The sequence below is a fragment of the Haloarchaeobius amylolyticus genome, assembly GCF_026616195.1.
Classification (GTDB): domain Archaea; phylum Halobacteriota; class Halobacteria; order Halobacteriales; family Natrialbaceae; genus Haloarchaeobius; species Haloarchaeobius amylolyticus.
In genome coordinates this window covers 626,156-647,730 of record NZ_JANHDH010000001.1, presented here as the reverse complement: position 1 = coordinate 647,730, position 21,575 = coordinate 626,156, and the positions used below count along the sequence as shown (strand labels likewise).

18 protein-coding genes and 1 tRNA gene are annotated in these 21,575 nt (G+C 65.8%); 11 read left to right on the top strand and 8 right to left on the bottom strand.

The genetic code is table 11. From position 1 onward, the window contains the following. Positions 1-4: 4 nt before the first annotated feature. The 4 genes from NOV86_RS03415 to glpA all read right to left on the bottom strand — a co-directional run bounded on the left by NOV86_RS03415 (position 5) and on the right by glpA (position 6,563). Positions 5-2,041, bottom strand: coding sequence for a hypothetical protein (locus NOV86_RS03415; protein ID WP_267639825.1), 2,037 nt, complete (start codon positions 2,039-2,041; stop codon positions 5-7). A 309-nt stretch (positions 2,042-2,350) separates the two neighbouring features. Continuing rightward, positions 2,351-3,649: an anaerobic glycerol-3-phosphate dehydrogenase subunit C gene (locus NOV86_RS03410; protein WP_267639824.1), complete on the bottom strand. Its 1,299-nt coding sequence runs from the start codon at positions 3,647-3,649 to the stop codon at positions 2,351-2,353. Further along, on the bottom strand, positions 3,646-4,893 hold the full coding sequence (gene glpB, locus NOV86_RS03405) for a glycerol-3-phosphate dehydrogenase subunit GlpB (protein WP_267639823.1): 1,248 nt from the start codon (positions 4,891-4,893) through the stop codon (positions 3,646-3,648). The genes NOV86_RS03410 and glpB overlap by 4 nt, the downstream gene beginning before the upstream one ends. Then, positions 4,890-6,563 carry an anaerobic glycerol-3-phosphate dehydrogenase subunit GlpA gene (glpA, locus tag NOV86_RS03400; protein WP_267639822.1) on the bottom strand — a complete coding sequence of 558 codons (1,674 nt, stop codon included), beginning with the start codon at positions 6,561-6,563 and terminating at the stop codon, positions 4,890-4,892. Before glpA ends, glpB begins: the two co-directional genes overlap by 4 nt. A gap of 238 nt (positions 6,564-6,801) precedes the next feature. On the opposite strand from glpA, the gene glpK reads away from it, so the two are divergent. From glpK to NOV86_RS03380, 4 genes are all read left to right on the top strand, one after another. Further along, positions 6,802-8,343 carry a glycerol kinase GlpK gene (gene glpK, locus NOV86_RS03395; RefSeq protein WP_267639821.1) on the top strand — a complete coding sequence of 514 codons (1,542 nt, stop codon included), beginning with the start codon at positions 6,802-6,804 and terminating at the stop codon, positions 8,341-8,343. A gap of 2 nt (positions 8,344-8,345) precedes the next feature. After that, complete coding sequence (locus NOV86_RS03390) at positions 8,346-9,431, top strand: DUF7973 family transport facilitator (protein ID WP_267639820.1); 1,086 nt, start codon at positions 8,346-8,348, stop codon at positions 9,429-9,431. Between the two features lie 81 nt (positions 9,432-9,512). After that, complete coding sequence (locus NOV86_RS03385) at positions 9,513-10,694, top strand: Cdc6/Cdc18 family protein (RefSeq protein WP_267639819.1); 1,182 nt, start codon at positions 9,513-9,515, stop codon at positions 10,692-10,694. A 71-nt stretch (positions 10,695-10,765) separates the two neighbouring features. Next, positions 10,766-11,443, top strand: coding sequence for a phosphoglycolate phosphatase (locus NOV86_RS03380; protein ID WP_267639818.1), 678 nt, complete (start codon positions 10,766-10,768; stop codon positions 11,441-11,443). 66 nt (positions 11,444-11,509) lie between these two features. Here NOV86_RS03380 and NOV86_RS03375 read toward each other — a convergent pair whose 3' ends face one another. Next, the gene (locus tag NOV86_RS03375) at positions 11,510-11,710 is read right to left on the bottom strand and encodes a VNG_1110C family protein (RefSeq protein WP_267639817.1); all 201 of its coding nucleotides are present in this window, start codon (positions 11,708-11,710) and stop codon (positions 11,510-11,512) included. A 138-nt stretch (positions 11,711-11,848) separates the two neighbouring features. Here NOV86_RS03375 and NOV86_RS03370 point away from each other — a divergent pair, with 138 nt between their 5' ends. Then, positions 11,849-12,961 carry an OBG GTPase family GTP-binding protein gene (locus NOV86_RS03370; RefSeq protein ID WP_267639816.1) on the top strand — a complete coding sequence of 371 codons (1,113 nt, stop codon included), beginning with the start codon at positions 11,849-11,851 and terminating at the stop codon, positions 12,959-12,961. Further along, positions 12,958-13,428 carry a TIGR04206 family protein gene (locus tag NOV86_RS03365; protein WP_267639815.1) on the top strand — a complete coding sequence of 157 codons (471 nt, stop codon included), beginning with the start codon at positions 12,958-12,960 and terminating at the stop codon, positions 13,426-13,428. Before NOV86_RS03370 ends, NOV86_RS03365 begins: the two co-directional genes overlap by 4 nt. A 35-nt stretch (positions 13,429-13,463) precedes the next feature. Here NOV86_RS03365 and NOV86_RS03360 read toward each other — a convergent pair whose 3' ends face one another. Beyond that, positions 13,464-13,976, bottom strand: a complete 513-nt coding sequence (locus NOV86_RS03360) for a nitroreductase/quinone reductase family protein (RefSeq protein ID WP_267639814.1) — start codon at positions 13,974-13,976, stop codon at positions 13,464-13,466. Between the two features lie 135 nt (positions 13,977-14,111). Between NOV86_RS03360 and NOV86_RS03355 the strand changes: the two genes are divergently transcribed. Then, a complete protein-coding gene (locus NOV86_RS03355) occupies positions 14,112-14,870 on the top strand; it encodes a VOC family protein (RefSeq protein WP_267639813.1) in 759 nt (252 codons plus the stop codon). A 330-nt stretch (positions 14,871-15,200) separates the two neighbouring features. After that, positions 15,201-17,567: a DUF7827 domain-containing protein gene (locus NOV86_RS03350; RefSeq protein ID WP_267639812.1), complete on the top strand. Its 2,367-nt coding sequence runs from the start codon at positions 15,201-15,203 to the stop codon at positions 17,565-17,567. 127 nt (positions 17,568-17,694) lie between these two features. Here NOV86_RS03350 and dph5 read toward each other — a convergent pair whose 3' ends face one another. Next, the gene (dph5, locus tag NOV86_RS03345) at positions 17,695-18,492 is read right to left on the bottom strand and encodes a diphthine synthase (RefSeq protein ID WP_267639811.1); all 798 of its coding nucleotides are present in this window, start codon (positions 18,490-18,492) and stop codon (positions 17,695-17,697) included. A gap of 102 nt (positions 18,493-18,594) precedes the next feature. On the opposite strand from dph5, the gene NOV86_RS03340 reads away from it, so the two are divergent. From NOV86_RS03340 to NOV86_RS03330, 3 genes are all read left to right on the top strand, one after another. Then, the gene (locus NOV86_RS03340) at positions 18,595-19,578 is read left to right on the top strand and encodes a class I SAM-dependent methyltransferase (protein ID WP_267639810.1); all 984 of its coding nucleotides are present in this window, start codon (positions 18,595-18,597) and stop codon (positions 19,576-19,578) included. Between the two features lie 94 nt (positions 19,579-19,672). Beyond that, a tRNA-Thr gene (locus NOV86_RS03335) sits at positions 19,673-19,747 on the top strand. 528 nt (positions 19,748-20,275) lie between these two features. After that, positions 20,276-21,127: a MaoC/PaaZ C-terminal domain-containing protein gene (locus tag NOV86_RS03330; protein WP_267639809.1), complete on the top strand. Its 852-nt coding sequence runs from the start codon at positions 20,276-20,278 to the stop codon at positions 21,125-21,127. 7 nt (positions 21,128-21,134) lie between these two features. On the opposite strand, the gene NOV86_RS03325 is transcribed toward NOV86_RS03330, so the two are convergent. After that, positions 21,135-21,560, bottom strand: a complete 426-nt coding sequence (locus tag NOV86_RS03325) for a universal stress protein (RefSeq protein ID WP_267639808.1) — start codon at positions 21,558-21,560, stop codon at positions 21,135-21,137. Positions 21,561-21,575 lie beyond the last annotated feature (15 nt).

The following is a 21,575-nucleotide window of genomic DNA, read 5'->3' as shown; positions in this document are numbered from 1 at the left end:
ATTTTCATTCTGAGAGGTTGACTGTGCCCAGCGTATTGTTCCAGTGGAGCCTACCCTCTAACTCGAATGGGTACATCGACCAAGTTAGGTAGTCGTTCAACTGCTGCTGCTTGATACGGAACGGTGGGAGTCCACCGGGATGAATGAAGTGTTGGTCAATGAAATCTAAATCAGGTGTCACACTCGAGCCGAGTTGGAATTTCTTCGTCGGGAAGAGGTCGAGTACGATCTCGTACTCATCGTCGACTGCGGTGGAGTCGATATGACACACCATCGGTGCGCCTGTCTCGGGTTGCACAATGTCTAGTGACCCATCACCAACAATCAGGTACTGGCTACCCATCTGGGTATACTGGTGAACCAATTCCACGGTTGCCCGAAGAGGGAACCCAAGGTTCAGTAGATGGGCAATCGCCTGTCCGATATCGATTGCGTGAGTGTTGACTACGTCTCCGAGCGTCGCGACACCACCGAATGACCCCAGTTCGACGAGTGCCTCTGCCTGTTCGAACGAGCGACAGGCGTTCAGTAGGAACACATCTACTGACACCGAGTCCAATCGTCTCACGTCAAGTTCACCATCAGGACATCGGAGTCCTGTCGGTGTGGCGTGACCGATGTAGTGGAGGAAGTCACAGCCGTCCTCCGTCAGGAGGTATTGGAGTTGGTCCTTTGAGACCCCGAAATACGAATCGACGCTGTATGGTTGGTCTTCCCGGTCCCCGTAAACACCATCCAGGGACATCTGTTCGTCCAGCATCTCCGGGTCGTTGCAAACGACCGTGATGTCGATTGACTCGTTCCGTTCGACGTTTCGAAGTTGGTTCTCGAACGATTCTACCGATGCTTTGGATGCACCGAGAGGAATTCCATCAGCAAACCATGCGTGTTCGATCGACTCACCAAGGCGAATCGGCTCAACGACCGACATCGAGACCTTACTACTGCTGTCACTGCGAGCGGTAGAGCGCACACCTTCGCTCTTTACCGTCTCTACGTTTCGAGAGATGCTAGTCGAATTGGCTCTCGGTTCGCGTACCACTCCAAGCTCGTTCACTATGTGTGGGATAGCCTCGATACTGGTAGGCTCACTCGGGAGATGTGCCGTGAGAGGCCATCTGGGAAGATATGGTTCGATAGTATCGAAATCGATTCTCAAATAAGATTCCAACTGGGCTGGGAGAGGTCGGTCGTACATCTCGGCCACGTCAAACGGAAGGTCTGCTTCGACCTGTGACCGTTCGTACGAATCGACCTGGTAAATCCCTTCAGTCCGAACGATACAATCCAGAAACAGCGTCTGTTTCAGGACTTCCGCTACTTCGTCTTCGAACCAGTCTCCACGTGAGAGGTCGTATTCGAAAGAACCGGTTGTAATTCTAGGATTATCACCGACTACGATTTTAGCGCCGAGATAGAACGCCAACGTCGACACTCCATAGATGTAACTGAAATCTGGGGGAATAACGATATCAATGCCAGTGTTCTTCGGCTCTATACCGGCTGGCAAATCGACTGACTCTCCCAATTTGATACGAGGCGGGTACCCACGTAAAGTTGGATAGGACCGTTCACAAGAGGTTGTCTTTAACGAAGAGGAGAGTGCGTTGACTGCCGTTATAATGTCCTCTGGGTCATCCGTCGTGGTGATCGTTCCAGCTGGCTTCTTATGATAGGACCTGACCCCGAATTGAACGGTCGTCTCTTCGGTGAAACTCACCTGAATGGAATCCATTCCCTTCGAAATCGTCGGGTTTCCAGCAAATTTCCAGTATAGCTTTACAGGGGCACTGAAATCCATACTATACTCGCCTATGCCCGGTTCGATTGTCCGGTGAGTTCTGACAGTACAGTCGATTTCCCCGTTAGTACTTCGCAGGTAGACTTCGGGAGACTGGCTCAATGTCAAGCTAGTCGCTTTTACACTGAAAGCTTCGTCGACAGGGTACCTGAATGAATCAACGTTACCCGACCTTGGCGAGACAGACGTATCGGTAAGGATTCTAATTTGCCGCTGTTTCACGTGGTCCTTGATGACCACTCCCGTCGGATTCTCGGTCGTTCGATAGCTTATCTTCATTTCTGGTGACGACCGCGCTCGTCCGCGCCGCGTCGGACGGTGTTCCCACTACTCCCGAATCACGCCAGGCAGATGACCGTGTGAATCGCGACGCCCAGGAGAGGGAGTCGTTGCCCATCGATTCCACGTCCGGTCGATCGCCAGTCGATGCTGCGTGCCAGTCGAGTGTATACCTACAGGGTACAGTTAGGACCACTTAAATTTCTGGTCAAAGATGATGTGTTTGAGACAACACTCGGTAGCACGTCGGAGAGGAAGGAACTGGCCGGGTCAGTCGTCGCCGAGCGCGTCCGCGACGACCTCCAGCGTGTGCCGGACGTCGTAGCCACTGCCGTGTTCCATCTGCATGGCGCAGGTCGGGCACTCGGTCAGTCCGGTCTCTGCGGGGGCGTCCTCCATGTGGTCGAACATCTCCTCACCGATAGCCATCGAGGCGTCGTAGTTCTCCTCCTTCCAGCCATAGGTGCCGGAGATGCCGGAGCAGGATTCGCCCACGTCGTGGGCGTCGACGCCCTCGACGTTACCGAGAACCTCCACGGCCTGCCCGTCGAGGCCCTGGTTGCGGGCGTGGCAGGGGGCGTGGTAGGCGAGGTCGTCGAACTCGCCGTCGTAGTCGTCGGTCTGGGCGAGTTCGCCCTCGAGGTCCTCGAAGGTGCGCAGGTACTCGACCGCGTCGTAGGTGTGGGCGGCGACGCGCTCGGTGTCCTCGAAGTCGAACAGTTCGGGGTACTCCTGTCGCAGCGCCATCGAGCAGGAGGTGCACGAGCAGACGACGTCGTAGCCGTCGTCGACGAGATCGGCGAAGGTCTCGACGTTGAACTTGGCGGCGCGGTGGGCGTCGTCGAGCATCCCGTTGGCGAACATGGGCGTGCCAGAGCAGCGCTGTTCCGGAACCCTGACCTCGTAGCCAAAGTGCTCGAACGCCTGCACGAGGGATTTGCCGACCTCGGGGGTGTTGTAGTTCGCGTAGTCGCCGTGGAAGTACGCGATGCGCCTGTCCTCGCTCTGGACCTGTGCGCCGCCGCGCTTGTCGAACCACTCGCGGAAGGTCTCGGTGGCGAACTCGGGGAAGTCACGCTCGGCGGTGATACCGAGCAGTTTCTCGTTGACCTTCTGGACGAGGGAGTTCCCCATCATGAAGTTCGTGAGCCGGGGGAACATCGAGCCGAGCTTGCCGAGGCGGCCGTAGTTCGCGAGGATGCGGTTGCGGATGTACTCCCGCGAGAAGGTGTCGAGGTGCTCGTCGACGTACTCGGCGCGGGCCGTGTTGTGCATCTGGCTGAGGGGCACGTCGGCGGGGCAGGCGCCGTCACAGCGCATGCAGTTCGAGCACTTCATCACCGACTTGTCGATGTCGGCGTCCTCCTTCTGTTTGAGCCGCCACTGTTCGGGCCCCTGGAACTTCGGGCCGGGGAACTCGTCGTCGACCTCGGCCACGGGGCACGAGGTATCGCACGTCGAGCACTTGTAGCAGCTGTCGGCCCCCGGGCGGAGGTCGGCCTCGCCCTCGGGGAACACCTGTATCGGTTCGAACTCGTCGTCGCCGGTTGTCGTGTCGTCAGTACTCATGTGTGTCCTCCTGCCCGCGTGCCGGCGAGCCAGCCGGTCGCGAGCGAGATACCGCTACCGGAGAGCTCCATCGCGAAGTCCGCCCCGCCGACGACGCTGCCGGCGGCGCGGAGGTTCTCGTAGGCGACCGCCCCGTCCGCGTCGAGCGGGCGGCCGTCCTCGTCGATTCGCACCCCGAACCGGGCGAACGCGTGGTCGCCGAAGGCGGCCTCGGCGGACCAGTCGTACCGGTCTTCGGGGTGGGGGACGTGCAGGCCGAACAGGGGCTCGCGGACCGACTCGCGGTCGGTCTCGATGCCCCTGCCGACCAGGCCGCCCGTCGCGAGCACGACCTGGTCGGGGTAGTGCGGGATGGCGGCGCCGTTTCGGTCCATCTCGAGCACGTCGATCCGTCCGTCCTCGGCCTCGAAGCCGACCATCGGGCAGCCGGTCGTGACGGCGACGCCGGCGTCGCGCAGGGCCGACCGCATCGTGTCGCGCAGGCGCATCCCGGGCAGGCTCGGCGGGCCTGTGGGCACCTCGAACACCGGGACGCCGAGCGCCTTCGACAGCGAGTCGACGACGGGCCCGGGGTGCTCACCGAGGACGGCCGGGAAGCCGACGCGGTCGGCGCCGGCGTCCTCGAGGTGGGGTTCGACGGTGCGCGCGAGGTCGCCGCGGACGCCGCCGTCCTCCGCGAGGAGTCTGGCGAGGCGGGTCGGCTTCACGTCGTCGCGTAGGTCGACGGGGAACGAGATCTCGACGCCCGTCACGTCGCCCGGGACCGTCTCGTCGAGTTGCCGGGCGGCCAGTGGGGCGTCGAAGTCGGGGTCGGCCTCGAAACTGACGAGCAGGGTGGCGCGTCCGTCGCCCGCGAGGCCGGCCGCCATGCTCTGCGGGTATCTGAAGGTGGGCTTGACCGTCCCCTGCGTGGTCGGCACGAGGACGTTCCGGTCGTCCTCGCTGCCGCGGTAGGCGTCGCCGGTCACCTCGTCGAAGAGCGCGAAGCCCTCTCGGATGGCCTCCTCGCCGGCGATGGTGTAGGGGTGCTCCTCGGGGAGGCTGTCGAGCCCTTCGAATGGGTCGGCGAGCAGGTCGCCGTCACCGCCCGCGTACCCGAGGCAGTCCGCGAGGCCGGACGCCTGGCGCATCGTGCTCTCCTTCGCGGAGACGAGGCGGACGTCCGCGCCGGTCTTCGCGGCGGCGAGCGCGGCGGTCGAGCCGGCGAGGCCGCCGCCGACGACGAGCACGTCGTCCGCGATCATCGGTCGGCACCTCCGCGACCGAAGGCGTCCCAGTCCACGTCGTCGGGGTCGTGCTCGTGCCCGCGGTTCCACGTGGTGGCGTGCATCGCGTGGTTGAGCATCGCCTGCTCCAGTTGCTCGCCCCAGAGGGCGTGGCGCTCACCCTTCCAGCGCTCCTGCCAGAGTTCGTCGAGGGCCGCGTCGGCCTTCCCGGCGTCGTACTCGGGGTGGAGTTCGTTCGCGACGCGGTGACAGCACATCCCGCCCTGGCAGTTCCCCATCGAGGCGCGGGTGCGGATGCGCACCGCGTTGAGGTCGGTCCCGGACTGGGCGATGGCGTCCTGCACCTCGGCGCGCGTGACGGCCTCGCACTCGCAGAGCACCGGGTTCGGGTCGGTCCCAGAGAGGACCTCGTCGGCGCGCGAGCCGAGGCGTTCCTTGCTCCGGCGCGCGACCGGGGAGCGCAGCCCGTAGGCGTTCATCCCCTGGTCGAGGCGCTCGGGGTCCTCGCTGCCGGGGAGGGGCACGTCCGCGGTCTGGCAGGAGGCGCGGACGCCCAGTTTGTCGCAGACGTGGTCGGCCACGTCCTCGGCCATCATGCGGTAGGTGGTGAACTTCCCGCCGACGACGCTGGTCAGGCCGTCGAGGTCGTCGCGGTCCTCGTGGTCGAGCAGGAAGAAGTCGCGCGTGATGTCGGTCGGGTCGGTCGTCCCGGTGTCCGGCGGTTCGTACAGCGGGCGGACGCCCCAGAACGACCGGACGGTCCGGGCGTCCGAGAGGATGGGGACGAGCTTCGACAGCTCGTCGATCATCTTGTCGACCTCCCAGCCCTCCTCGGGGTAGTCCTCGGGGTCCGAGACCTCCTCGTCGGTGGTGCCGAGGATGGCCGTCGTCTCGTGCGGGACGACGATGTCGGCGTCGCCCTTGGGTTTGCAGCGGTTGATGACCGTGTCGACCTGCCGGACGTTCATCACGACCATCACGCCCTTCGAGGGGCGGACCTCCACGTCGACGCCGGCCATCTCGCCGATGCGGCCCGCCCACGCCCCCGTCGCGTTGACGACGTAGTCGGCGTGGATGTCCTCCTCGCGCCCGGGCAGGCCGTGTTCGCGCTTGCCCGGCCCGGACTCGTGTTTGACCCGGGCGCCCGTCACGCGGTCGCCGTCGGTCAGCAGGTCGACGACCTTGGCGTGGGTCTCGACGCGCCCGCCGTGGTCCTCCGCGGAGATGGCGTTCGCGACGCAGAGCCGGAACGGGTCGACCGCCCCGTCCGGGACCTGGATGGCCCGGTCGATGTCCTTCGCGAGGTACGGTTCGACCTCGCGGGCCTCCTGGTTCGAGAGGACCTCCGTGGGGATGCCACAGTCCTCACAGCCCTGTAGCTTCTCCTCGAAGTACTCCTCCGTATCCTCGGGGCGTTTCACGAACATGCCACCGGTCATCTCGACGCAGTGGCTCGCGATGTCCCGGAGGACGCGATTCTCCTCGATGCACTCCGTCGCACTCGCCTGGTCGGCGACGGCGTATCGGCCGCCGCTGTGAAGCAGGCCGTGCATCCGGCCCGTCGTCCCGTGGGTCAGGTTGCCCTGCTCGACGAGTGTCACGTCGAGTCCACGCATGGCGAGGTCGCGGGCGATACCGGTACCCGTCGAGCCGCCGCCGATGACCAGGACGTCTGTTCTCGATGCCATTCGGTTGTCCCAACTCAGGAGCGTAGCTACTTTATTTTTTACCCTGTACCCGGCACCCTCCAGTAATTTCCGACTCGGTCGGTCGCGGTTCAGGTAAAACTCGCCATAGTTTCCTGTTCACGCCCGCTAAGTATCGGATTGCAGACGAGTGGCACCGGGTTTTATCATGATGGACCATACACTTTACTGGCAGTGGCCGACCCCCAGTAAACTACGGTCGGCCGGCACAGGGTAAACCATGGCAGACAAAACCTACGTTGGCGCGATAGACCAGGGGACGACAGGGACTCGATTCATGGTGTTCGACCACAGCGGGCAGGTGGTCGCGAACGCCTACGAGAAGCACGAACAGATCTACCCGGAACCGGGGTGGGTCGAGCACGACCCGATGGAGATCTGGGAGAACACGAAGGAGGTCGTGACCCGGGCGCTCGCAGAGGCGGGCGTCGAACCGGAGCAGCTCGAGGCACTCGGCATCACGAACCAGCGCGAGACGACGCTCATCTGGGACCCCGAGACGGGCAAGCCCATCCACAACGCGCTCGTCTGGCAGGACCGCCGGACGACCGACCGCGTCGAGGAGCTCCAGGCTGAGGACAAGGTCGAGTGGATCCGCGAGAAGACCGGCCTCGAGGCCGACGCGTACTTCTCCGCGACCAAGGCCGAGTGGCTCCTCGACAACGCCGACCCCATCAAGATGGAGCGCACGCGGCCCCAGGATATCCGCGACCGTGCCGAGGAGGGGGAGCTCCGGATGGGGACCATCGACTCGTGGCTCATCTACAAGCTCACGGGCAACCACATCACCGACGTCACGAACGCCTCCCGGACCATGCTCTACAACATCCGGGAGATGGAGTGGGACGACGAACTCCTCGACGAGTTCGACGTCCCGGCGGGGCTCCTGCCGGAGGTCCGGCCGTCGAGCGACGAGAACACCTACGGGACGACCGACGCCGAGGGCTTCCTCGGGGCGGAGGTCCCCGTCGCGGGAGCGCTGGGTGACCAGCAGGCCGCGCTGTTCGGCCAGACCTGTTTCGACGAGGGTGACGCGAAGAACACCTACGGGACGGGCTCGTTCTTCCTGATGAACACCGGCGAGGAGGCCGTCACCAGCGACCACGGCCTGCTCACGACCATCGGCTTCCAGCGCTCGGGCGAACCCGTCCAGTACGCGCTCGAGGGCGCCATCTTCATCACGGGTGCCGCCATCGAGTGGCTGGAGGACGTCGACCTCATCGACGACCCGGCCGAAACCGCCGAGCTGGCCCGCAGCGTCGACTCGACCGACGGCGTCTACGTCGTCCCGGCGTTCACCGGCCTCGGTGCGCCCCACTGGGACGGGCGCGCACGCGGGACCATCGTCGGGATGACCCGTGGCACCCGTCGCGAGCACATCGTCCGTGCGACGCTCGAATCCATCGCCTACCAGACCCGCGACGTGGCGGAGGCGATGGAGGCCGACTCCGGCATCGAGATGAACCGGCTCCGCGTCGACGGCGGGGCGGTCAAGAACAACTTCCTCTGCCAGCTCCAGTCCGACATCATCGACACGGAGATCGCCCGGCCGGAGGTCGACGAGACGACCGCCCTGGGCTCGGCCTACGCGGCCGGCCTCGCCGTCGGCTACTGGGACACCGTCGACGAGCTGCGCGACAACTGGCAGGTCGACCGCGAGTTCAGCCCGGACGCCGACGAGGCGGAGATGGACCGCAAGTTCGGCCGCTGGCACGACGCCGTCGAGCGCTCGCTCGACTGGGCGAAGGACGGTGGTGACTGACGATGGGGGTCGAGGCAGTCATCGAGGCGCTCGCCCAACCTGAACTGTGGATCGCCGCCTTCGCCGGCGGCGCGTTCGGGGCCGCACTCGGCGCACTCCCGGCGTTCATCTTCACGGGCTTCATGGTCATCGTGGGCGAGGCCGCCAACATCCTGAAGGCTGAACTCGCCGGCGCGGGCGTCATCGCCTCCGACGCGTTCACCCTCGGCATCACGGGTAGCATCGCGTTCGGCCCCGTCTTCGGGCCGCACGTCTCCTTCGCCGGTGGCGCGGCCGCGGCCGCCTACGCCGCCCGCAAGGGGTACATGGACACCGGCTTCGACTACCACGAGGCCAAGAACATCGCCCACGCGCTCGGGACGAAGCCCGACGTGCTCGCGGTCGGTGGTGTCTTCGGCATCCTCGGGATGCTCGTCCGGCAGGTCTCCTTCGGCTTCGCGATGCCGTGGGACCCCATCGCCATGGGCGTCGTCCTGTCGGCCGTCTTCCACCGGCTCATCCTCGGCTACTCCATCATCGGCAAGGTCCGGAGTTCGAGCATCTTCGACATGGGGCCGTTCAAGGCCGAGGAGATGCGCCAGACCGCAGAGGGCGGTGAGGTCGTCGCCGACGGCGGCACCGCCGTCGCGAAGGAGCGCCTGAAGGTCGAGCCGTGGCTCCCGCACCAGTACGAGTGGAGCGGGGTCGCGATGATCGGCCTCACGGTCGGCATCCTGGCGGCCTACATCGCGGTCACGACGGGGAGTTACTTCCTCGCGTTCGGCATCAGCGCGGCCAGTCTGGTGTTCCTGAACTGCGGCGTCGAGCAGATTCCCGTCACGCACCACATCTCGCTGCCCGCGAGCACGGCCGCGCTCGCCATCGTCCCGGCAGCAGAGGCCGTGCCGATGCTCCCGGCGCTGGCCATCGGCGCCGCCTTCGGCATCAGTGGCGCACTCACCGGTGAGGTCGTCCAGCGCGTGTTCTACGCGCACTCGGACACGCACTTCGACCCGCCGGCAGCAGCGATCGTCGTGAACACGTTCTTCATCGCGGTGCTGGCGATGGCGGGCGTGCTGCCCCAGGCCGGCTGGGTGCCGCTCCCCTGACCGTTCTGGGCAGGCGATTTTTATTTCCGACTCCCATACGACCGCAGTGAGACCAGCATTTCACATACGATACCCACAAGAATGGATCTGAAGACGCGGATACGTCGCCGCCAGCGGAACGGCACCGATGCGCCCATCATCCTCGAGTACGACGCCATCAGCCCGGTCGTCCACATGGAGGAACCGACGGGCCGCGGGCCGGTCATGGAGCGATTGCTCGACTACCTGGACCCGGTCTTCGACCGCGACCTCCCGATGAACGCCTACGTCTGGGGACCCGCCGGTTCGGGGAAGTCGGCCGTCCTCACCTCGCTCACGACCTCGCTCGACCGCCTCATCTCCCAGTCGCGGTCCGTCATCCACACCACGACCCGGGCCCAGACCGCGCCGGCCCCGACGTTCGTCTACGTCGACGCCCGGCAGGCGAACACCGACCTCGGGCTGTACCACGCCGTCCTCGACAGCATCCTCGACGAATCGGTCCCGAAGAAGGGCGTCGGGAGCGACGCGCTCCGGTCCCGGCTCGCGGACCTGCTGTCCGGCTCCCGCCAGAACGCGGTCGTCACCGTCGACCACGTCGGCGAACCCGGCACGCTCTCGCTCGCATCGCTCGCAGAGACCTTCGGGCACTTCGAGGACTCGCTGGCGTGGATCGCGGTCGGGCGCGACGCACCCGGCGACCTCCCGGCGGACGCGTGCCCGCCCGAGCACATCGAGATTCCGGCGTACGAACGCCACGCGCTCGTCGACGTCCTCACCGGTCGGGCGTCGGATGGCCTCGCCAGACAGGCCATCGAACACGGGCAGGTGCGGCGACTCGCGGACTGGGCGGACGGTGACGCCCACGACGCACTCGCCGGCCTGTTCAGTGCGGCCCACCTCGCGACCGTGGCGGGCCACGACCACATCCGGGAACGCGACCTCGAAGGCGGGATGGACGCGGTTCCACGCCCGTCGGTCTCGCTCGGGCGCGTGCTGACGCTCCCGGCGAACCGACAGCTCGTGCTCAGACAGCTGCTCGAACTCGACGAGACGGCGGCAGCGTCGGTCAGCGACGCCGCCGAGGCCATCGCGTCCGCGCCGGACGTGGACCTCTCGGCCGCGACCGTCAAGCGGTTCCTCTACGAACTCGCCGAGGCAGGCATCACCGAGCGCGTGCGGGCGGACCAGGCCGCCGACCGCGCGGGCCGACCGCCGAGTCGACTGGAGCCACGGTTCGCGACACTCGTGTTCAGGCGGCTGTACGACCTGCAGAACGAGTGAGTCCCTTCTACTGACCACCGTCTTCCGACCGGGAGCGTGAACGATTTAGGCCACCTGCCCCGAGCACAGGTATGACCGAACTCCCCCCACTCGTCCTCGACATCGACGGGACGCTCACGCGCCCCGACCACGGGCTCGACCCCCGTGTGTTCGACCCCATCCGCGACTGGCCCGCGCCGGTCGTCATCGCCACCGGGAAGGCGTTCCCCTACCCGGTCGCGCTCTGCCAGTTCATCGGCATCGAGGAGCGCGTCATCGCGGAGAACGGCGGCATCGGCTTCGTCGACGACGAGGTGCTCGTCCACGGCGACGGCGAGTCCGCGACCGCCGCGGTCGAGGCGTTCACCGAGAACGGCGGCGACCTCGGCTGGGGGCGCTCGGACCTCGTGAACCGCTGGCGCGAGACCGAGGTGGCCATCCGGCGCGACGCCGACGAGGAGTTGCTCCGACGCATCGCGACCGACCACGGCGTCGAGGTCGTCGATACCGGCTACGCGTTCCACGTCAAACAGGGCGACATGTCCAAGGGCCTGTTGCTGGAGGCGGTCGCCCCGCGGCTGGGGTACGAGCCGGCTGACTTCGTGGCCATCGGCGACTCCGAGAACGACGTGTCCACGTTCGAGCGCGTCGGCCGGAGCTACGCGACCGCGAACGCCGACGAGGCCGCGAAGGCGGCCGCCGACGTGGTCCTGGAGGGGGCTCACGCGACCGGGACGCTGGCGGCGCTCTCCTCGCTTCGGCAGTCGTAGGAGCAGGCGCGGTACCTTTCGCGATTGGGTGAGAACGAGTGCGGGGACCTGTCCGGGGACCGGTCGTCAGGGCATGGAGACGCCGCGGCGGGCGAGGAACTGGCTCGCCCGTTTTATCTCGACCGGGCTACCGACCAGCCGGCAGTGGCTCCCTTCGTCGAGGATGGTGAGTACGAACTCCTCGTCCAGGTCCTGTCGCACCTCTGTCAGGGCGTCGTCGGGGATCACGATCTGGGTGCTGTCACGGAGCTGCGACGGGTCTGGCATGCCTCGTTTCCGCCGTCTCGGCCGTTAGATATTAATGCACCGAAGTGTTCGGACCCACGGCTCGTGGGGACGCGTCCCACGACGCGCCACGACGCGAGTGGACAGGTTTTTCGGTGCAGACAGCGGACGTATCACCAAATGGGGCTGAAAGAGGAGATCGAGGAGATCGAAGAGGAGATAGCCAACACGCCCTACAACAAGTCGACGGAGGCCCACATCGGCCGGCTGAAGTCGAAGCTCGCACAGAAGAAGGAGAAACTGGAGAAGCAACAGTCGGGTAGCGGTGGCGGCCAGGGCTACGCCGTCGAGAAGCACGGCGACGCCTCGGTCGCCCTCGTCGGCTTCCCCAGCGTCGGGAAGTCCACGCTCATCAACGCGATGACCAACGCCGACTCCGAGACCGGCGAGTACGAGTTCACGACGCTGACGGTCAACCCCGGCATGGTCGACATCAAGGGCGCGGACATCCAGCTCCTCGACGTCCCCGGCCTCATCGAGGGCGCCGCGGAGGGCCGCGGTGGCGGGAAGGAGGTCCTCTCGGTCGTCCGCAGCGCCGACCTCCTCGTGTTCGTCCTCTCCGTGTTCGAGATCGAGCAGTACGACCGCCTCCGCGAGGAGCTCTACAACAACAAGATCCGCATCGACCAGAAGCCCCCGCGGGTCACCATCCGCAAGAAGATCAAGGACGGCATCAAGGTCACCTCCACGGTCGACCAGCCGATGGACGAGGACACCATCAAGCAGGTGCTGCGCGAGCACGGCTACGTCAACGCCGACGTCAACCTCGGCGAGGAACTCGACATCGACCGGCTCATCGACGGCATCATGGACAACCGCGTGTACACGCCCTCCATCGTCACCGTCAACAAGGCCGACCTCATCGACCCCGACTACAAGAGCCACGTCGACGAGGAACTCCGGAAGCGCGACCTCGACCCGGAGAAGGTGACGTTCATCTCGGCCGTCGAGGAGAAGGGCCTCGACGCGCTGAAAGAGCGCATCTGGGAGAACCTCGGGCTCATCCGCGTCTACATGGACAAGCCCGGCCGCGGCGTCGACTGGGAGGAACCCCTCGTCGTCCCCGAGGGCTCGACCATCGAGGACGCCCTGCCCGAACTCGGCGGGGACATCGAGAACCGCTTCCGGTTCGCCCGCATCCGTGGCCCGAGTGCGAAACACGACGGCCAGCAGGTCGGCAAGGAACACGTCCTCCAGGACGAGGACGTGCTGAAGCTCATCCTCCGCAAGTGACCGCCCGCGACACCGCTGGCTCCCGGGCCGCTCTCGGCCGGGTCGGCGCCATCCTCCTCGTGTTCCTGTGCCCCTGGGCGGTCGTTCTCGCCAACGGCGAACTCACGGCCGTCCTCCCCTTCGCCCTGTTCGACCCACAGCCGTTCCACCTCACCCTGCTGCAGGACTACCTGTTCCGGTTCACCGGCGGGTTCGCGAGCCTCCCACCCTTCCTCCAGGCGTGGCCACTCGCGACGCTCGCACTCCTCGCGGCGCTGGCCGCCGCCGTGGCTGCGTATGCGACCGGCCGCGAGGACCCTCGCGTGACGGGGGGCCTCCTCGTACTCGCGGGCATCACGAGCTTCCGGCTCGCCTTCGGCTTCCTCGCCCGGCCGAACCAGACCGCCATCCCGGTCGGTGGCTTCGTCGCCATCGTGCTCGCGTGGTGGCTGTACTGGCCGCTGGTTCGGAGGCAGTTCGTAGGATAGTTCATCACGCACGCGTGGGCGCGGTCCGGGTTCGCTTATCGCTCCTCCTCCAGTTCGATGCGCACCACCACGGTGTCACCGAGGCCCGCCGCCAGTTCCTCGACCGACGGGACCCTCTCGCCCTCGATGGCGATGGCCAGCCGGCTCACCTTGTCCAGCCCGTGGCGGTCGATGAACCCCCGGACGTACTCGGCGACCGCCTCGTCGTCCTCGATGACGGTGGCCGTGGCATCGCGTCGCTCCCCCCTGAGCCGTACCGTCACCGGTGCCCCACCTCGGAGATTCTTCCACCAGACGCGGTCGGTCTGGGAGGTGACGTAGAGGTCGCCGTTCAGTTCCTCGTACGCCACCGGCGTCGTGTACTGGGTCCCGCTCTTGCGCCCGGTGAAGGTCAGGAGCAACAGGGTGTCGCTCAGGAGTCCGTGCAGCGGGGACCGGAGCAGCAACTTCAGCAGTGGATTCACGAGGTACTCGAACACCGGTTTCGGGAGCGGCGGGCCACGAGTCTCGATCCGCCCTGTGGACTGCTGGCTGTCCGGTTCGCTCATGTTCTCAGATACCGGACGAGGCCGCATATCTCTTCCCGCGGGGGGTCGGGCGATGGTTCGGTTCCCGTCCCCGGGTACCCCGTCTGGCCTTCGTGTTCCGGTACCCATATGCGGCCCATCGACGTATCCCCGCCCATGTCAGCGACGCTCGACCACACGATGATGCGTGTCGAAGACCTGGAGGCCTCGCTCGACTGGTACCAGACACACCTGGACTACGAGGAGAAGGGTCGCTGGGAGGCGGACACCTTCACCAACGTCTACCTCGGCCCCGAGGACATGCACGACGCCGGTGCGACCCTCGAACTCACCTACAACCACGACGACCGTACCTACGAGATGGGCGACGCGTGGGGTCACATCGCGGTCCGCGTCGACGACGTCTACGACGCCTACGACGAACTCATGGCCCAGGGCGTCGAGGACTACCGCGACCCCGACTCCTGCGGCGGCTCCTACGCCTTCGTGACAGACCCCGACGGCCACGAGGTCGAGATCGTCGAGCGCGACTACGGCGCGAGGTGGAGCATCGACCACACCATGGTCCGTGTCGAGGACGCCGACGCCGCCATCGGCTGGTGGAGCCGCAAGTTCGACTACGACCTCGTCCGTCGCTCCGAACTCGACACGTTCGCGCTCTACTTCATGAAGCCCGGCGACGCACCCGAGGAGGCGATGACGATGGAGCTGACCTACAACTACGACGGTCGCTCCTACGACCAGGGCGACTCCTGGGGCCACGTCTGCGTGCGCGTGGACGACCTCGACGACGCCTGGGACGACCTGATGACCCGTGACGCCGCCGACTACCGCGACCCCGCGAGCTGTGACGACATGTACGCGTTCACGAAGACCAACGACGGTCACGAGGTCGAGCTTCTGGAACGCGAGTGATAACTCGAATTCGACTCAATCGGTGCGTGACGGCCTCAACACACTGATTCTATCTGTTTCTCGGCAATCCGATTGCGAACTACTTTAAGTATCTTGTGTCGGTGACGACGATTGCGACGCCAGAGCCGAAACCCGGCGAAAGCACGTCTGCAGGGGTGTGAGACGTGTTCGCATCACCACGGCTTCACCACAAAGCATTTATAACAATGGTCCGTGGCTTATTGATGTACCCCTACCCATGGTGACAGTACCGAGTACACCCGGTCGCCCCCCACAGGCGTCGGGTGCGAAAGGTGATGTCGCCGCCGAAACGAACCTACATTACAACCTATGACAGGAAACAAAGACAAAGCACGCAGCATTCTGCTGGCGGCGCTGATGGTCACGTCCGTCTTCGCGGGCGTCATCGCGTTCTCCGGTAGTGCGGCTGCGGACTCGACACTCGCGCCTTCGGTAAACAGCGCGGTCGAGTACGACGACGGTGGTACGTCCACCATCGAGATTGCACTCTCTGAAGCATCGAATTCCAGCCTCAGTCCGAACATCACCGTCACGAAGAACGGTAACGATGTCACTGGCGACTACAACGTTGACGCTACCGACGACGGTACGACGGGTACCCTCGTCCTTACGTCGACCACCGAAGACATCGACCCGACGGACACCCTTACGGTGACCATCGAGTCGGCTGACTACACGACGGGCACCTACACGCTCGGCGACGTCAGCCCGACCATCACCAGCTACACGGTCAACGCTGGTACCTCGGGCCAGAACTTCTACGCCGGTGGCAAGGTCGCGTTCATCGCGAACCAGACCGACACCGGTCTGGACGTCACGAAGGACGGTTCCGTCATCTTCAACGGTTCCACTGGTGCGAACAGCTCCACGTACGTGTTCAACACGGCTAACCGTAACGTCTCGGCGACCTACGGCTTCACGGTCTACGAGAACGGCTTCGAGAACTCCACGACCTTCGACCTGCGCGAGCTCACGCTCGACGCATCCGCCGACGACACGTCCATCACGACCGACGACTCCCTGACGGTCTCCGTCAGCGAGAACCGCGGTGGTGCGACGGTCCAGGGTGTCCTCCTGGACTCCAACGGCGACGAGGTCTCCTCGCAGGACGTCACGCTCGACGGCTCCGGTGAGGCTACCTTCGACTTCGGTACTCAGGACGCCGGCAACTACACGGTCGAAGTGACCGACGTCCAGACGGGCAAGTCCCTGACGACCGACACCATCGTGGTCGACGAGGCCGCGACCGGTGAGGTCAGCTTCGCCCAGAGTATCTACACCGACGAGATCGGTGACGTCGCTGACATCACCGTCAACTTCCAGAACACCGACTCCGCTGTCGTCCACATCGGTAGCGACGAGGCTGGCTACGAGGCCAACCTGACCGTCGTTGACGAGGACGGCGACGGCGAGGCGACCGTTCAGGTCAACACGTTCCTGCTCGGTGACACCGGTAACACGTCCGCTGCCTTCACCGCAGCAGGCGACGACACCGTTGCGAACCCGGAACAGGACGGCCTCGGTGGCAGCCTCATCGACACCGGTGACTACGACGTTGAGGTCCTGAAGGGCGACAGCGACAACTACGGCGACGACGCCGAGGCTGTCGCTACCCTGAACATCCGCGACCGCACGACCGACAACCTCCGCACGTGGACGGCCCCGCAGGGCGCGTCCGTCTCGGATGTCTCCGACATCCTCGCAGCCGTTGAGGACGGCACCATCACGCAGGACAGCTCCATCGCCGCTGGCGACGTCCTGATCCACGAGCTCGAGGCCTCCGGTCTCGAGGGTGTTACCGCCACGCAGGGCGGTCCGAACACCTCCGCTCAGTTCTTCAACGTGACCTCCAACACGAGCGCATCGCTCGCGGTCACGCAGACGAACCCCGGTCAGAACCGCCAGCCGCGCATGATCGAACTCGGCGCTGACAACACGACCGTCATCGCCGACGCTGACAACGAGACGTACTACCTCATCACCCCGACGGACGGCCTTCAGGCCAACCGCAGCGGGAACTGGGAATCGGTCCAGGCTGGTGACGAGTACGAGGCCAACTTCACCGTCGGTGAAGGCGTCCTCGCCAGCTCCGACCAGACCGTCACGACCGAGTTCGAGGTCGAGGAAGTCGACGTGACCCTCGACAAGAACGCGAACGACGAGGTCATCGTCTCCTCCGCCACGAACCAGAGCATCTCCGGGACCAGCACGCTCGCTGCTGGCTCCGAGGTCACGGTCCGTGTCAACAGTGACGACCAGAACGAGCCGTTCCTGAAGCCGGGCACGGCAACGGTCTCCAGCGACGGTACCTGGAGCCTTGAGCTCGACTTCAGCGACGTGCCTGCTGGTACGAACTACACGGTCTCCGTCCGCTACGACGGCAGCCAGTACGACTCCGCTGAGGGTCAGGTCGCTGAATCGGACCAGACCACGACGACGCAGCCGCCGACGACGACCACGACGCAGCCGCCGACGACGACCACGACGCAGCCGCCGACCACGACTACGACGGCTCCGCCGACGACCACGACGACCGAGCCGCCGACCACGACCACCACGTCCGGTGGCGACGGTGGTGACGGCGACGGTAACGGTGGTCAGCCCGGCTTCGGCATCGGCGTCGCGCTCGTCGCGCTCGTCGCTGCTGCGCTGCTCGCGGTCCGCCGCCAGAACTAATCGCTAACTAACCGGACCTCGTCCGGTCCTTGACGCACTCCGCTTTCTTTCGGACGCTACACCACACAGCGACAGCTCTGTGGGGCGATACCGGAGAGAAAGAGACGGTGCGATTCTGGTTCTGCGTCTACGCGTCGAGCAGGTCCTCGGGCGCGCCCGCGAGGTCGCGCAGGGCGTCGGCCTCGATGAGGTGGAGCTCGCCGGGAATCACGAGCAGGTGGAGCGGGTCGCCGAACTCGCGGTCGGCGAGCGCCGAGAGCCGGTCCGCGGCGACGAGCGGGTCGGGACTGCCGGCGCGGGCGACCACGACGCCGAGCGTGTCCGGGTAGTATTCAGCCAGCAGGGTCGCGGCGTAGTCCGCGGTCATGTACTCCTCGTGGTCGGGGTCGTCGCCGTCGGGGCCGCGGCCGACCTTGATGTCGAGGTAGACCACGGTGTGCAGGCCCTGTTCGCGGTTGGCGTCGATGGTGCGGCGGACGCTCTCGGGCACGTCGTCGCCGCCGTGAGCGTACTCGAAGGGGAGCGTCGTCGCCTTTCCGAAGCGGTAGTTCTGCAGGCCGGTGAGCGAGCTGGTGGCGGTCTGGGCGGTCGTCCCGTGGACGATGCGGGTGTCGATGCCGCGCTCCTGGGCGCGCAGGCGGAGGTCGACGTGGGTGGTCGAGATCATCGTGTCGCCGGCGGTCAGGAACGCCACGTCTTCGGACTCGGCAGCGTCGAGGATGTCCTCGGGGTGCTGTTCGACGCCGGGTCGGTCGCGGACCTCGATGTCGATGTCGTGGTAGGCTTCGAGGTCCGCCACGTCGGCACCGATGAGCTTGCTCGTGTAGAACTCCGCGTAGGCCCGGTCGGCGGCCTGGAGGCGCTCCGCCCCTTCGACGGTGATGGAGCGCTCGTCGTACAGGCCGAGGCCGATGAAGGTGAGCATACCGTCCGTAGCGCCATGACGGGCTATAACGTTTCGACCCGTGGGCGCGAGGGGCCACCGCGAAGCGTCAGCGTTAGGACGCCTGCACGGTTCGCACACGATATGAACGTCCCCTGCGTGCGAGTGGAGCGGTCGGCGGGCGAGGCGACGCGCCAGGCCCTCGCCGAGGCGGACCTGCTCTCCGACGAGTACCAGATTTCTGCTGCTGACGGCTGGGTGTACATCCCCGTGACCGACGCGGCCGCGGTCCCGGCCGAGTACGAGGTGGTCGAGTACGACGCCGAGAATCGCCGGACTCCGACGACGCCGGCTGACATCCTCGGCTACGAGCCGAGCCACGAGCGCCTGGGCGACATCGCCATCGTCGACGAGGACGACCCCGAGGTCGCGATGGAGATGGCACGGGCCATCGTCGACTCGGACTTGCCGGTCACGACGGTCGTGAACCGCGCCTCCGAGATTAAGGGCGAGCTTCGCGTCCGGGACTGGGACGTGCTCGTCGGCGAGGACACGGAGACGGTCCACCGCGAGTACGGCACCGAGTTCGCGCTGGACATCGCCGAGGTGTACTTCTCGCCCCGGCTCGCGACCGAGCGCCACCGCGTCGTCGAGCAGGTCCAGCCCGGCGAGCACGTCTTCGACATGTTCGCGGGCGTCGGCCCGTTCGCCATCCCGGCCGCGAAGCGCGAGGCAGAGGTCGTCGCCGTCGACCTGAACGAGCGCGCCATCGAGTACCTGCGGGAGAACGCCGAGCGAAACGGCGTGGCTGAGCGCGTGACCGCCATCCAGGGCGACGTGCGCGACGTGGCGGGCGAGTACGAGGGCTGGGCCGACCGCGTCCTGATGAACCTGCCCCACAGCGCCGACGAGTTCGTCGACACCGCGGTCGCACTCGCAGGCGACGAGTGCGTGCTCCACTACTACGACATCCAGCACGAGGACGACCGCTTCGGCCCGGGCGAGCGCGCCATCCGCGCCACCGCCGAACCCGAGTACGACGTGACCGTCGAGACCCGCCAGACCGTCCGGTCGTACGCGCCCCACGAGTACAACGTCTGCCTCGACGTTCGCCTGACGCGGCGGTGATGGTCGAGTCGATTCGCAACCCTTATTGGTATCATCGCAGTACGTGAAGATGCGTTCGAGTGCCCGACGCGGGCCCGAGCGAGTGTACGCCCGCGCCGGTGTAGCTCAGACTGGCTAGAGCGATTCCTTCGTAAGGAATAGGTCGAGGGTTCAAATCCCTCCACCGGCTTACTTCTCCCGCGAACTACGCCGCCGAGCACCTCGTGTGCTCGGCACTCGTGAGCGGGTGAATCAGTGACTGGAGGGATTTGAATCAGCGAGCGACTGCAAGGAGCGAGTGAGGTTCACAATCCGCTCCACCGGCTGTTGCTGCCGAATCGCATTCACGAGCAGAGCCGACTCTCGACTTCGTCCCTGTTCCCAGATTCCCGCCGACACCAGGCGAGTTAGAGAGTACCCTTGCTCGAGGCATCGGGTATCGTCAGCAGACGAAGGGTGAGAGCCGGTGAGAACGAACGGGTTCGCCCGGTTCGTCTCGGGCCGGCAGACGACCGAGAGGCGGCCACCCCGGTAGCACGGAACCTGACAGGATTTCGATGCCGTGGTGTCCGCCTCTGCTCCGCAGTTCAGCGGGGACGGTAATCCGTGGTTGCCATGATTTGTAATGGACAGAGGGCATCAGGGGCATCGACACCCGACTCCACCGGATACCCCTCTAGTCGATGCAATTACCATACTGCCGAGAGTAGTCCCTCGCATGCGAATCAAGACCCTCGTCAGCGACGTGATGCGCCAGACCATCGAGACGGTCTCCGCCGGCGCGACGGTACGGACCTGCGCCGAGCGTCTCCGGGACGCGGACGTCGGCTCGCTGGTCATCACGCGCGACGGTGACCCGGTCGGCATCGTCACGAAGAGCGACCTGGTGAGCCTCATCGCGGATGGGGCGGACCTCACCACACAGACCGCCGACTCGTTCATGTCCTCGCCCGTGGTGACGGTCGACCGGTCCCGGTCGGTCGAGCACGCGGCGTCCCTCCTGCGCGAGGAGGACATCGAACAGCTGGTCGTCACGGAGGGGGAGGCGCTCGTGGGCGTGCTGTCGGTGACGGAGCTGTCGTACTACCTGCCGCGGTTCCAGTACGAGACGACCGTCGAGACGGGCAAGGACTGGGAGTACGCCTACGAGGACCGGGAGAGCCAGGGCCTGAGCGTCGGCGACGTGGTGCGGTTCTCCCAGCGACTGACCGAGGCGGAGGTCGAGGAGTTCGCGTCCCTGAGCGGGGATACGAACCCGTTGCACCTCGACGACGCCTACGCCGAGCAGACCCGGTTCGGCGGCCGGATCGTCCACGGCGCGCTCGTCTCGAGCGTCATCAGCGCGGCCCTCGCGAAGCTCCCGGGACTGGTCATCTACCTCAACCAGAACCTGAGCTTCCGGGGGCCGGTCCACCTCGGCGACCACGTGACCGCCGTCTGCGAGGTGATGGACCGCGTCGGGGAGCGCCGCTATCGCCTCCAGACGGAGGTCTTCGACGACGACGAGGAACTCGTCATCTCGGGCGAGGCGGTCGTCCTCGTCGACGAGGCCCCCGCTGTGGAGCGCTAGGGGAGAGTCAGCGGACGACCGTCACCGGGACGGGCGAGCGCCGGAGGACGGTCTCCGCGACGCTCCCGAGGAAGACCCGCGAGAGCCCACTCCGACCGTGGCTGCCCATGACGACCGCGTCGACGTCGTTGGCGTCGATAAAGCGCAGGATCTCCCGGGCCGGGTTCCCCGTCTCGACGGCCGTGTCGACCGCGATGCCGCGGTCGGCCGCGACCGCTTCCGCCCTGTCGCACAGCTCCGCACCGTGTTCTCTGGCGGCCTCGACGTAGGAGCGCCCCTCGCTGGGACCCTTCGCCTCGGCGAGGTACACCGCCTCCACCGGGTCGACCACGTGCAGGACCGTGATGGCCGCGTCGGGGTAGAGGTCGAGTGCGTACGCGAGCGCCCGGTCACCGAGTGGTGACCCGTCGATGGCGACGAGGACGGTCTGCATGTACAGAGAGAGGAC